General features: G+C 35.7%; 8 protein-coding genes. All 8 read left to right on the top strand.

The features are described from left to right. Positions 1–73: 73 nt before the first annotated feature. The 8 genes from radC to tig all read left to right on the top strand — a co-directional run bounded on the left by radC (position 74) and on the right by tig (position 13,322). On the top strand, positions 74–682 hold the full coding sequence (gene radC, locus RCG19_RS03420) for a RadC family protein (RefSeq protein ID WP_308109682.1): 609 nt from the start codon (positions 74–76) through the stop codon (positions 680–682). 200 nt (positions 683–882) lie between these two features. Then, positions 883–1,476: a recombinase family protein gene (locus RCG19_RS03415; protein ID WP_308109681.1), complete on the top strand. Its 594-nt coding sequence runs from the start codon at positions 883–885 to the stop codon at positions 1,474–1,476. Between the two features lie 578 nt (positions 1,477–2,054). Further along, positions 2,055–4,136 (top strand): LIM domain-containing protein, encoded by a 2,082-nt coding sequence (locus RCG19_RS03410; RefSeq protein ID WP_308109680.1) that lies wholly within the window; start codon positions 2,055–2,057, stop codon positions 4,134–4,136. Positions 4,137–4,369: 233 nt separating this feature from the next. Continuing rightward, positions 4,370–7,576: a type I restriction-modification system endonuclease gene (gene hsdR, locus RCG19_RS03405; protein ID WP_308109679.1), complete on the top strand. Its 3,207-nt coding sequence runs from the start codon at positions 4,370–4,372 to the stop codon at positions 7,574–7,576. 134 nt (positions 7,577–7,710) lie between these two features. Beyond that, positions 7,711–9,141 (top strand): class I SAM-dependent DNA methyltransferase, encoded by a 1,431-nt coding sequence (locus RCG19_RS03400; protein WP_308109678.1) that lies wholly within the window; start codon positions 7,711–7,713, stop codon positions 9,139–9,141. After that, the gene (locus tag RCG19_RS03395; RefSeq protein WP_308109677.1) at positions 9,138–10,511 is read left to right on the top strand and encodes a restriction endonuclease subunit S; all 1,374 of its coding nucleotides are present in this window, start codon (positions 9,138–9,140) and stop codon (positions 10,509–10,511) included. Before RCG19_RS03400 ends, RCG19_RS03395 begins: the two co-directional genes overlap by 4 nt. Before the next feature lie 346 nt (positions 10,512–10,857). Then, on the top strand, positions 10,858–11,877 hold the full coding sequence (locus tag RCG19_RS03390; RefSeq protein WP_308109676.1) for a tetratricopeptide repeat protein: 1,020 nt from the start codon (positions 10,858–10,860) through the stop codon (positions 11,875–11,877). A 167-nt stretch (positions 11,878–12,044) separates the two neighbouring features. After that, a complete protein-coding gene (gene tig, locus RCG19_RS03385) occupies positions 12,045–13,322 on the top strand; it encodes a trigger factor (RefSeq protein WP_308109675.1) in 1,278 nt (425 codons plus the stop codon). Positions 13,323–13,709 lie beyond the last annotated feature (387 nt).

Here is a 13,709-nt window from a genome sequence, read left to right as displayed (position 1 = left end):
TTTTAATCAATCAATGGGAGAGGCGGACATTCGTCTCTCCTTTTTTTATTTCAATTAATTGGAGGAATTAATAATGACAAAACTATTCGATAAATATACTTTTAAAATGCTTTTAGCGACTACTATCCGTGAAAAGGATGACAGCTATATTGTTAGCGAAATTTTCAACCGTTTCCCATCTATTCAGGAATTATTGGATGTTACCGAAGAAGAACTATTATCAATTAAAGGTATCGGTAAAGTAAAAGCACAACAGATTACCGCTGCATTGAAGCTTGCAAGACTGAATCCTAGTACAGCGGAAGAAAGATTCGCAATAAGAAGCCCACAAGATGCTTTTGATTACCTTAAAGATATGCAGTACTTAACACGTGAAGAATTTGTTTGCTTGGGACTTAATACCAAAAATGAAGTAATGTTTAGGCAAACCATTTTCAAGGGTTCTTTAAATGCCTCCATAGTGCATCCAAGGGAAACCTTTCTACCTTTAATAAAGAGATGCTGTGCTAGTGCTATCGTTGCCCATAATCATCCATCAGGGCAGCCAGCACCTTCAAGGGAAGACATTGAGGTGACCAAGCGCCTTGCTGAGGTGGGTAAAATCGTTGGCATAGAAGTCCTTGACCACGTGATAATTGGCCATGAAAAATACATTAGCTTAAAAGAAAAAGGATATCTATAAGTAGCAGTGGGGGCTACCTGAATAGGTGGTTCCCTTTTTGCGTGTTCATTTAAGTACACTTTTCCGAACAGTCATTTAAGTATCAAATTACAATGTTTTTCTTGTTCGTTATTGTCTGAAAACACATTACGGATATTCGTTAAGTCATATGAATATTTACGAACAATTATTAACAAATCCAAATAAGGAGAGGACTCATAATGCAAACAAAGAAATTTGGCTATGTCCGAGTGAGCAGTAAAGACCAGAATGAAGGCAGACAAATAGAATCCATGAAAGCCCAAGGCATCGAGGAAAGGGATATTTTCATTGATAAGCAGAGCGGAAAGGACTTCAACCGTGAGAAGTACCAAGCCTTAAAGCAATGTTTAAGGGAGGGCGATATTCTCTATATTCATTCATTAGACCGTTTTGGCAGGAACAAAGATGAAATCCTGAATGAGTGGCAGGACATCACCAAAAAAGTAAAATCCGATATTATTGTACTGGATATGCCGCTGCTGGATACAACGAAATACAAAGACAGCATGGGAAGCTTCATTTCCGACCTTGTATTGCAAATATTGTCTTGGATGGCTCAAGAAGAAAGGGAGCGCATTCGTAAAAGGCAGCGTGAGGGAATAGTCGTTGCTTTAAAGAAGGGTGTTCAATTTGGAAGACCGAAGGTAAACCCAACTGAAGAGTTCTACAAAGCATATAGAAGGTGGCAGTCAGGGGAAATTACAGCCACTTTAGCAATAAAAGAAGCTGGTATGAAGCGCACAACTTTTTATAAGTTAGTGAAGGAACAATAAAGATAGGTGGAGATTCAGAGAAGCTGAATTTGATTAATTAATTCGCTAAATTTATTCCCCTACACACACTTCAATGAAAAAAATTAAATAATTTAAGGGAAATGCAGTAAACACAAGGTTTTTAAAGATTAATCTGTGATTTACCACCTTTTTCATAATCGATATAAGGGACATTAAGTATGTGGGTGTAATAATAATTATTGATATTAAATGTCAAAGTAAGAAAATACTAACCTTTGATATACAACTAGACTGATAGTTACTCAGAAAAGTGGAAACATTATGCTCACTTTTACTTATGGTACTTTAAAGATTGAATACAAATTAATTCGAAACGAAAATAATCATAATGTCTTTATTGCTGTTGAGTGGATGAATGGAGTTACTGTCATAGCTTTCTCTTTATGTGAACCAATAATAAAAAATCTAGTTGTTATTGGAGGTACCTTGCTTATGTCTTTAGGCGTGACTTAGAAAAAAATGTATTTTTCGCCGTATATAAGACCTTTTAAAGTTCACTTCGAGAGGAATCTATTGTAATATAATGGTATAAATCAAATTGTTCAAAGGAGCTAGTCATGAATCTAACTTTACTCTCGGTGGCAAATGAGATTGAAAAAGCTTTCAAGTCACTTATTAAAAGTGGAAGACCAGATATAACAGATGATGAAAATAATAGCCTCATAGAATCGTTATATGTAGATTTATTCGACAATGAATATATTTTAAGGCAAGTACTGGATGATAACCATACCTTATTAAAAGGAAGACGAGGTACAGGGAAATCAACAATTTTCCTAAGAGCCGAACAGGAAATACAAAAGAATAAAGCAAAGTTTGCAATATATATTAACCTCCAAACTTGTTATGAAGAGGTTAAGTCTGCCAATTCAGATGAAGAAAATCTAGCATTAACTAAATATTTAACGTATAAAAATTTTTTGACAGAAATATTAAAAAGTATACAAAAGAGGTTTAGCAGTAAGTTTTCTTCAGATAAGGAGTTTGAAGAATTATTCAAGGCCATTGAGGAAGGAAAGTATATTGATAAGGATTTTCAAAGAAGTATTGATGTTACTTCTACACAAAGCCAAGAAAATAAAAGTGATATAGGGGGAAAATTAGGATTAAATAACGCGACATTAAACGTAGGCCTTGGAAGTGTAGACAAGAATGAATCAACTGTTTCGACAAAAGTTACAGAATTAAGAATTTTTTCTATACACGAAATATTAAAAAGAATTAAAGAAATAGCTAATAAACGAGGAATTAGTAAAATATATTTGTTTTTAGATGATTTCAGTGAATTAAATATGGACAGTCAGAAGGTAGTAATAGATTCATTAATTGCTCCAATAATAAGTTCATATAATGAAACATACAAAGTGAAACTTGCTGCATATCCTTCAAGGATTTATACAGGAAATATAGATTCAACTAAGTTACCATCCTATGCATTGGACTTCTATGATGCCTATGAACAAAGTTCAAGCACTTATGGTGATGTTGAAGGGTTAGCAATTGACTATATTAGTAGGACTTTGGCTAAAAGAATAGAGATATATACAAAAAATCAAATTAGCCTTGGAGAAATTTTTGACTTAGATAGAGCACCTTTAGAAGAGTATTTAAAAACATTGTTTTATTGTTCATCTAGTATTCCGAGGTCCCTTGGTTTTATTTTAAATTACGCATATCTAAGCTCTATTAATAAAGGAAATCAGATAACTATAGAGAACATTAATACAGCCTCTGTTAAATATTTTGAAGAGAATATTTTAGCGGATTTTATTAACGATGTAAGGTTCAAGCAATCATTTTATGATGATAAAGACCTTTTAGACCAAATTGCCCAAAAAAATTTAATGGACAAGATTGTTGAAAAACAATTTAATGTGAAACGGGAAACGATAGAGCAATATCAAAAGGGAATACTAAAAAAACAAATTTTCACAGAGACACTCGAAAAAAATCGTAAAGGTCCATTGTTTTGGATGCCTACTTCTCACTTTTTTATCAATAAAGATACAGAGAAGCTCTTAAAAACATTAGAATTATATTTTATCGTTAACAAATTTAATGAAGGTAGCAGTAGAGAACCAGGAAAAAAAATATCATATTACGGTCTTAATTATGGACTATGTTTACTGAAACGTATAGATTATGGTCGCCCTGCATTCAGAAGGACATACGATTATTGGCGACAAGAAGAGTTTAATTTAAATGAATACATTCCTAGGGTTATAAGTAACATAGAGGTTATAAAATGTGAATCCTGTGAAAAAGTTTATGATGAAACTGAATATAATATTTATGTGGTTCATAAAAAGTGCTTTAAATGTACACATGAAGATACTGTTCGAGTAACCAATAAATTTCAAACTAAATTTAAAAAGAAAATAGAAGAATGGCACGAAAAAAAGTTGCCAGATGTCCATATCAATGTTCTTAGGATTTTGTATAATAATATTGATAGTGAAATGACAGCTTACGAAATAGGAACTCAAATAGATAGGCACCATTTATCAGTAACACATGCAATGAGACCATTAGTAAATAACAAATATGTAAGTTATAAAGAAAGAGATAAACGTTATTATAAAATAACGGATGCAGCTGTTACTAAGTTCTTTAGCGATACATTAGACACCATTGAGTAAATATTTTTTAATTGTAAATTAAAACTTTAACTTGAAATTCAATAGAAGAATAGATAAGGCTTTAACGGCATGTTAAAGTCTTTTTTCTTTTGATTAGAATGGACAAATTAATATAATGTTTCATAAGTTATCTAGCTTCTTAATTTAAAGGGGTAATTAACTTAGTACTCACCAATTTTTGTATGTTTATAGTATAATGGTCACATAAAATATTTCTGAAAACGGTGATAACGATGAATAGCAACTTTTCATTTTTTCGGGGGAAATGGGATGTACTTGCTAACTTGGGTGAGACGGCAGAAAATAATTTGTATCATGACCCTCAGACGACATTATTTAAACTTAGGCTATTTGCGGAGACGATGACAAAGTTCATTCTAGCAGCCGAAAATATTAAAGAAGTATATGGAACGAATCAGGTAGACCGCATAAATACTTTAAGAAAAGAAGGTCTTCTTGAGCCCGAGCTATTCGATATATTTGATAGGCTTCGGCTTAAAGGAAATCGTGCTTCACATCGTGCGGATTATGGAGAAACAGATGAAGCTAAAGGATTGCTACATCTAGCATATCGTTTATCGATTTGGTTCATGGAAGTGTATGGGGATTGGGATTTTCAAGCACCTGATTACATAGAACCTCAAGAACAAGAAGCGATTGATACAGAAAAGCTTCAAATTGAATATGAAGAAAAGGTCAAAAAGCTTGAAGAGGAATTGGAAAAGGTTCGTGAAAAGGCACAAGCAGAGCAGGCGGAGGTAAAACAGGAGCGTAAAAAGATATCCAAAAACTTTATTCGGCGCAATCGTTTAACTGAAGCTGAAACACGAATTATCATTGATGAAAAGTTACGTTTAGCTGGATGGGAAGCAGATACAGCCACGCTTAATTATCAAAAGAATGGCACCCTTCCTGAAAAAAATCGAAAAATGGCAATCGCTGAGTGGAAAGTAGACGGAGGTCGGGCAGATTACGCTTTGTTTATTGGTTTAAAACTTGTTGGATTGATTGAAGCAAAAGCAAAGCATAAAAATATTCCATCTGTATTGGATAGCCAGACCAAAGTTTATGCGAAAAATGTAGTCCAGGTTGAAGATGAGGAGATTATTTCTTCAACTAGAGAATACAAGGTACCTTTTTTGTATGCAACAAACGGACGACCGTATTTAAGACAACTTCAGGAAGAGTCAGGAATATGGTTTTGGGATTCACGCAAACCGTTAGAATATGCCCGTCCTCTGGAAGGATGGCATTCACCTGAAGATTTGGAATTACTTCTTAGTAAAGAGGACCAGGATGCAAATAAACGTCTAGAGGAAGAGGATATTACAAAGTTTGGCTTACGCCCTTATCAACAAGAAGCAGTGTTTGCCGTAGAGAAAGCATTAAAAGAAGGAAAGCATCGAATGCTGATTGCTATGGCAACAGGTACGGGAAAAACTCGGACAGCCATTGCACTTATGTATCGCTTAATTAATTCGAAAAAGTGCCGCCGTATTCTTTTTTTAGTTGACCGAAATTCGTTAGGAAAACAGACAGAGGATGCTTTAAAAGATACAAAAATAGACGGCTACTCTTTTGACAGTACGTTTGATGTAAAATCGTTAAAGGATGTTCAACCTGAATTTGAAACTAGGGTTCATATTGCAACGGTTCAAGGTATGGTTCATCGCCTTTTTTATAATGAAGACGGTATTATTCCTAGTGTAGGACAATATGATTTCATCATTGTGGATGAAGCACACCGCGGATATACGAGTGACCGTGAAATGACGGAGGAAGAATTAGAGTTTCGGGACCAAAATGATTATGTCAGCCAATACCGTCGTGTTCTAGATTACTTTGATGCAGCTTCTTTAGGACTTACAGCAACACCAGCACTTCATACAACTGAAATCTTCGGAATGCCTATTTTTAAATATTCATATAGTGAAGCAGTGTTGGAAGGGTTTTTAGTTGACCATGAACCTCCGTATTTATTTAAGACGGAACTTTCAGAGGCAGGGATTACATTTGAAAAGGATGAAGAAGTAGAGGTATATGATGTTGACCAAGGTGAAATTCAACTAGAGAAAATAGAGGATACCTTACATTTTGAGGTTCAGCAGTTCAATAAAAGAGTTATAACTGAACCTTTTAATCGAGCGGTTCTAAATAAGCTGGTTGAATATATTGACCCAACAGGGAAAGAGAAGACACTTATCTTTGCCGCTACAGACCAGCATGCTGATTTGGTGGTACGTTTATTGAAGGAAGCATTTAAAGAGCGTGGCGATGAAATTGAAGATGATGCCATAATGAAACTTACAGGCTATATCTACAAGCCATTAGAGGCGATTAAACGATTTAAAAACGAAAGGTTACCAAATGTCGTGGTAACGGTAGACCTACTCACAACGGGCATTGATGTTCCAACAATCACAAATTTGGTATTTTTACGGCGTGTTCAGTCTCGTATTTTATATGACCAAATGCTTGGTCGTGCTACTCGTCTTTGCCCAGACATTGGGAAAACGCATTTTAACATATATGATGCGGTGGGTATCTATGATAGACTGCAAAGTTATACGGAGATGAAACCTGTTGTAAAGCAACAAAATTACAGTATTGGTGAATTGTATGAGTCACTTGCAAATGCCTCAAACGAAGAAGAAGCGGAATTTTATAGGGAACAATTAGTAGCGAAAATTCAACGTCGTAAGCAGCGGCTAAATGATGAGGGTAAGAAAAAATTCGAAGAGTTATCAGATGGAAAAAATGTAGATGAATGGGCAAAAGAAATTCTAACATATTCACCTCAAGAAGCAAAGCAACACAGTATGTTATTTGAATATATAGAAACATATCGAGTAAGCGGCGAGAAGCGATTTATCTCCAACAAAGATGATGAAGTGACCGATGTTATTCGGGGATATGGTGAAGGAAACAAACGCCCTGAAGATTATTTAGATGGGTTTGTTCGTTTTATTCAGGAGAATATAAATGAAATTCCTGCTCTTCATCTTGTTTGTACACGACCCAAGGATTTGACCAAACAAGACCTAAGAGAACTAATTACCATCCTTGAAACAAAAGGATTTAAGCAATCTCATTTACAAACAGCTTGGAAACAAACAAAAAATGAAGACATTGCTGCAGACATTATTAGCTTTATTCGCCAAGCTGCGTTAGGTGAAGCACTCATCGACCATGAAACACGTATTAAATATGCGATGCAAAAAGTATATTCGTTACATGACTGGACACCTAGACAGAAAAAGTGGTTAGAGAGAATTGAAAAACAATTGCTCCAAGTACCTGTTCTTGCACCAACCGCAGAAGAGGCGTTCTCGGAAGAGCCATTTAAAACTTCTGGTGGCTACAAATTGCTAAAGCGCGAGTTCGGTGCATACATTGATACGGTTGTTAACACGATAAATGAGAACCTGTATATTAGTTAATATTGTGCCTCTTCATAGAGGCATTTTTAAGTTATAATAGGTAAGTTGCATTAATGTGACTTTAGTATTAAAGAGGTTTTTAAGGAAGAATCTTAAATTTAAATAACTACGCTGGATTTACAGGAGGAAGAAAAATGAACAACCAAGAAATCGTTCAAAAGCTATGGAATTTATGTAATGTTTTACGTGATGACGGAATTACATATCAGCAATATGTTACAGAGTTGACATATTTATTATTTCTTAAAATGATGAAAGAACAAGAGACAGAGGATGTTATTCCTGAAGGGTATCGTTGGAATGACTTATTGGATAGGGAAGGCTTGGAGTTAAAGACGTATTACCAGCGATTATTACTTGATTTAGGAAGTAGTGAAAATGAGAAGTTACGTCTTATCTATAGTGATGCTTCTACAAGTATAGCTGAGCCAAAAAACTTAGAGAAAATTATTAAATCGATTGATGCACTTGATTGGTACAATGCTAAAGAAGAAGGATTAGGTAATCTTTACGAAGGCTTGTTAGAGAAAAATGCTAGTGAAAAGAAATCTGGAGCAGGACAATACTTTACACCACGAGTATTAATTGATGTAATGGTACAGCTTATAGAACCAAAAGTTGGAGAACGGTGCAATGACCCCGCTTGTGGAACATTTGGTTTCATGATTGCGGCAGACCGATATTTAAAAAATAAAACAAATGACTATTTTGACCTCGACCCGAAAGAAGCCGAGTTCCAAAAGAATGAAGCCTTTACAGGAATGGAACTTGTAAAAGACACACATCGCCTTGCGTTAATGAATGCTTTGCTTCATAACATGGAAGGACGGTTGGAACAAGGGGATTCTTTGTCTGGGAATGGAAAATGGATGAAGAATTTTGATGTTATCTTAACAAACCCGCCGTTTGGTACAAAAAAGGGCGGGGAACGTGTATCCCGTGATGATTTAACATTTGAAACATCGAATAAGCAATTGAATTTCTTGCAGTTGATTTATAACGCTTTAAAAGATGATGGAAATGCAAGGGCAGCGGTTGTTTTGCCCGATAATGTGTTGTTTGAAAGTGGTATTGGTTCGAAAATTCGTCGTGACCTAATGAATAAATGTAATTTACACACCATTTTACGTTTACCAACAGGTATTTTCTATGCACAAGGTGTAAAAACAAATGTCTTATTCTTCACAAGAGAAACAACAGACCAAGATAACACGAAAGACGTTTGGGTATATGACCTTCGTACAAATATGTCTTCGTTTGGTAAACGGAATCAGTTAACAATGGCTCATTTTGAAAACTTCATGAAAGCATACGTGGCAGAAGACCGTTCGAAAATAGAAGACGAACGCTGGAATATCTTTACACGAGAAGAAATTGCGAAAAAGGATGATAGTTTAGATATTGGATTGATTGCAGATGAATCTTTATCATCATACGAAAACTTACCAGACCCAATTGACTCCGCAGAAGAAGCAATTGGGAAACTTCAAAAAACAATAGATTTATTAAATGAAATAGTAGAAGAACTACGTACAGTAGGCGATACTGAGGTGGTTAAGGCGTGAGTAAGAAAAAAAATATTGACGAATTAATGTATGACATAGTAGCAACAGGTGAGGAATATAAGAAGGTTCATGAGAATTGGGTCTGGGTTAGATTAGGGAGTGTATGCAACTTTAAAAGAGGACCGTTCGGTTCAGCAATTAAAAAAAGCATGTTTGTACCTAAAAACAAAGATACCTATAAAGTTTATGAACAAGGTAATGCGATTAGAAAAACAATAGATTATGGTGATTATTATATATCTAGGGAGGACTTTGAAAATCTAAAAGGGTTTGAGATAAATACAGGAGATATAATTGTAAGTTGTGCAGGTACTATTGGTGAGACTTTTATAATTCCCTCCCCTCATGAAAAAGGAGTTATTAATCAAGCCTTAATGAGAGTTATTACTTCAAGAGTATTAGATAATGCTTATTTTTTGTATGCTTTTGATTACTACATCAAGCAATTAGCAAAAGATAATGCTAAAGGTACAGCGATAAAAAACCTACCCCCATTAGCTGAATTAAAACAATATGTCATCCCACTACCTCCTCTAAATGAACAAAAACGGATAGCTGCTAAAGTCGAGCGGCTATTCAATAAAATAGAGGAAGCGAAACAATTAATTGAGGAAACGAAGAAAACGTTTGAATTTCGTCGAGCAGCTATTTTGGATAAGGCGTTTCGTGGCAAATTGACAGCGAAGTGGAGAGAACAACAAGGTGTTGGAATGGAAAGTTGGGAAGAAACTGAACTACAGAAACACACATCTTTATTAGGTGATGGACTCCACGGGACACCAAAATACTCAGATAATGGGGAATTCTATTTTATTAATGGTAATAATTTTGATGGAATTTCAATTGTATTAAAGCCTGAAACCAAAAGAGTGAATATCGAAGAATATGAAAAGTACAAAAAGAATTTAACAGATAAAACCGTATTTGTTTCTATCAATGGTACATTGGGGAAAACGGCTTTCTATAATGAAGAACCAATCATTTTAGGGAAAAGTGCATGCTATTTTAATGTAAAAGAATCTTTGGATAAACGCTTTATTCGATATTACTTAGAAACCCAACAATTTTTGGATTATGCACATACAATGGCAACGGGTAGCACCATTAAAAATCTTTCACTTAAAGCAATGAGAAATCTTCCATTGCATCTCCCTTCCCTACCTGAACAGCAAGAAATTGTACGTATTTTGGACAGTCTGTTTGAAAAGGAGCAAAAGGGAAAAGAAGTTTGTGATGTCATTGATAAAATTGACCAAATAAAAAAAGCAATCTTTTCTAAAGCCTTCCGAGGTGAACTTGGAACAAATGACCCAAACGAAGAAAATGTTATTGAATTATTAAAAGAAGTGCTACAAGAACAAGTGAAATAGTTTTAAGTTGACATCCATTATTGGTAGGATGTCTTTTTTTGATTCACCTATAAATGTCAACTATTATTGTTGAATTACAAAGCATAGCCCACTATAATAGAAATTAAGTCATTCGGTCTAAGTTCGAAAAGTGACCGTTATACACAGTGGAAGAAAAATAGCGGTATGTCCCGCCCTCTCCGACCTCAGAGCATACGCCTTCTAAGCGTACGGTCGGGAGTTCGAATCTCTCCTGGGACGCCATTAAACTACATACCAGAATCGTAACTCGCCAGCAATGGTGAGTTTTTTTTGTGCTTTATTTATGCTACACTATTTTCCAATGACAAATAGAAGGACGAATAAAATGAAAAAGCGCGAAATAGTGAAACGAAAAGATAATGTGGTCTATTTTCCGGGACTTGAAAAAAGGCTAACCGATAAAGGCTTGGAAAGCCTTGAAAAGAAAAAATTTAATGAAGCCATTCCCCTATTGGAGGAAGCCAGGGAACTAGATCCAACTAATGAAAACATTTTAATCGGGCTTGTCCTGGCATATTTCGAAGCAGGCTCTTTTAGTAAAGCAAAAGTACTAGCGAAGGAAATGCTTTTAAAAGGAATTGGTGACTATTTTCAAATGGTCGACCTTTATTTAACCGTGCTAATTCAACTTCACGAATACCAGGAAATTGTCTCGACCATCGAAGTCTTATTTGAGGAAAAAGAAATTCCTTCGGAAAAACAGGATCATTTTTTAACCATCCTGCAATTTAGCAGAAGGATGGCAGAGAATCGCCAGCCTGCTGGAGATGAGGAAATTACATCTGAGGTTCAAAATTTAGATCTTTTTTCAAAAAAGAACCTAAACGAGCAAATGTTAGTGGTTGCAAGTTTGGCAGAGAAAAATATTCGCCCCCATTTCGAAGAAATAACGGATTATTTACAGGCAGAAGCGGGTCATCCATTTTTAAAAACCATGCTAGTAACTCTATTAAAAGAACAAGAAATAAATAAGGAATTGGAAGTGAAAAAGTTTTCACAAGAAAAAGCAATCAATCCGATGCTGCTGCCAGAGGTCAGACTACAGCCCCGGATGCTGGAGGTAAAGAATTTGCTTCTGAATCGGTTAGAAAATGAAAGCCCTGGTCTCTATGAAAATACGGTCGAAATGGTTGAGCGGACGTTTTTTATTAGTTATCCATTTGAACTGGAGCCGGAAGATTCTGCGGCATGGGCTGCCGCTTTTCATCTTCTCGCCCAGGAATATCTCGGAATATACGTGGAAATAAGCAAAATTGCCTTTGAATATGGAGCAGAGTTACTAGAAATAGAACAAGCAAGGGCGCAAATCGAGGAAATTGAGAAAATTTCCACCCCTTATATTTAGGTCTCGCTGTTGAAAGAAAGCAAACCTATGATATAATGTAGGGGTTGCATTGTGTAAAAAACTTGTCTTTACATGAAAAAACTGGAAATGGCTTGTTGGACAGGTCATATTCCGACTCAAATTCGTTATCGAATGAAATGAGAATAGATTTGTTGGAGGGAAAAAGTATGTCAGCGAAATGGGAAAAGTTAGAAGGAAACCGCGGTGTCCTTACTGTTGAAGTAAGTGCTGAGCAAGTGAGCAAAGGCTTAGACGCGGCATTTCAAAAGGTTGTTAAACAAGTAAACGTTCCAGGCTTCCGTAAAGGAAAAATGCCTCGCGGGATGTTCGAAAAGCGTTTCGGTGTTGAAGCACTTTATCAAGATGCATTAGATATCCTTCTTCCAGAAGCATATGGAAGTGCTATTGACGAAACGGGAATTGAGCCAATTGATCGTCCTGATATCGACGTGGAACAAATGGAAAAGGGTAAAGACCTTATTTTCAAAGCAACTGTTCAAGTAAAGCCTGAGGTTACATTAGGTGAATATAAAGGACTAGAAGTTGAAGCTTTAGACACAACTGTTACGGAAGAAGACGTTGCTAACGAATTAAAAACACTTCAAGAGCGCCAAGCTGAGCTTGTTGTTAAAGAAGAAGGCAAAGCTGAAAACGGTGATACAGTTGTTCTTGACTTTGAAGGATTCGTTGATGGTGAAGCATTCGAAGGCGGAAAAGCCGAAAATCACTCACTTGAATTAGGTTCAAATTCTTTCATTCCTGGATTTGAAGAGCAATTAGTCGGTATCGCAACCGGAGAATCTAAGGATGTAGAGGTAACTTTCCCTGAAGAATACCATGCGGCAGAGTTAGCTGGTAAACCAGCAACATTCAAAGTAACTGTACATGAAATCAAAGGAAAAGAACTTCCTGCATTAGATGACGAGTTTGCTAAAGATGTTGACGAGGAAGTCGAAACATTGGATGCATTGAAAGAGAAAATCAGAACTCGCCTTGAAGACAGCAAAAAGCATGAAGCTGAGCACCACCTACGTGATACAGTAGTGGAAAAAGCGGCTGCAAATGCTGAAGTTGAAGTTCCAGAAGTAATGGTTACAAACGAAGTTAACCGCATGCTTCAAGAGTTCGAACAACGCCTGCAAATGCAAGGGATGAATCTTGAGCTTTACTTCCAATTCTCTGGTCAAGATGAAAATGCATTACGTGAACAAATGAAAGAAGAAGCACAAAATCGCGTAAAAGTTAACTTAACTTTAGAAGCAATTGCGAACGTTGAAAACCTAGAAGTTTCTGAAGATGATGTAAATGCTGAACTAGAGAAAATGGCTGGTATGTACAACATGCCTGTTGACACGATTATCCAAGCTCTTGGTGGCGTTGATGGCGTCAAAGCAGATCTTAAACTTCAAAAAGCTGTAAACTTTCTTGTTGAAAACAAGAAGTAATCATTAAAAAACAAGGCACGATAAAAAAATCGTGCCTTGTTTTATACATTTTTTTAATTACATATTATAATAAGGGCAGGGAAACCTTTTAATTATCTAGCCAATGGATAAGAAAGCAGGAAAAAAGGCAATACATAGCGAATAAATATTTTCCATAAAGGTTTTTGTCTTATTTTTAAAAATAATGGTTAAGATTAATGAGTACATACGTTTTTCATTGAATGACACAAACAATAGACGAGAAAAGAAAACATACTGTCGTTAAGCGTTTTATTTCCAGTCCATTGGCTAAATATGTTACAATGCAACATACATACCACCAGAAAAATTAGAAAAAACTCGGATGTTATTTGTGTTATTTGTGAGCAACAAACACGTTTTAAGGGG

The sequence above is a fragment of the Neobacillus sp. OS1-2 genome, assembly GCF_030915505.1.
GTDB lineage: Bacteria > Bacillota > Bacilli > Bacillales > Cytobacillaceae > Neobacillus.
Note: the sequence above shows the minus strand (reverse complement) of the source record. Positions and strands in the feature narration are given on the sequence as shown.

Coding starts and splice junctions, on each gene's coding strand:
- radC (WP_308109682.1), top strand. CDS start 74: ATGACAAAACTATTCGATAAATATACTTTTAAAATGCTTTTAGCGACT.
- RCG19_RS03415 (WP_308109681.1), top strand. CDS start 883: ATGCAAACAAAGAAATTTGGCTATGTCCGAGTGAGCAGTAAAGACCAG.
- RCG19_RS03410 (WP_308109680.1), top strand. CDS start 2,055: ATGAATCTAACTTTACTCTCGGTGGCAAATGAGATTGAAAAAGCTTTC.
- hsdR (WP_308109679.1), top strand. CDS start 4,370: ATGAATAGCAACTTTTCATTTTTTCGGGGGAAATGGGATGTACTTGCT.
- RCG19_RS03400 (WP_308109678.1), top strand. CDS start 7,711: ATGAACAACCAAGAAATCGTTCAAAAGCTATGGAATTTATGTAATGTT.
- RCG19_RS03390 (WP_308109676.1), top strand. CDS start 10,858: ATGAAAAAGCGCGAAATAGTGAAACGAAAAGATAATGTGGTCTATTTT.
- tig (WP_308109675.1), top strand. CDS start 12,045: ATGTCAGCGAAATGGGAAAAGTTAGAAGGAAACCGCGGTGTCCTTACT.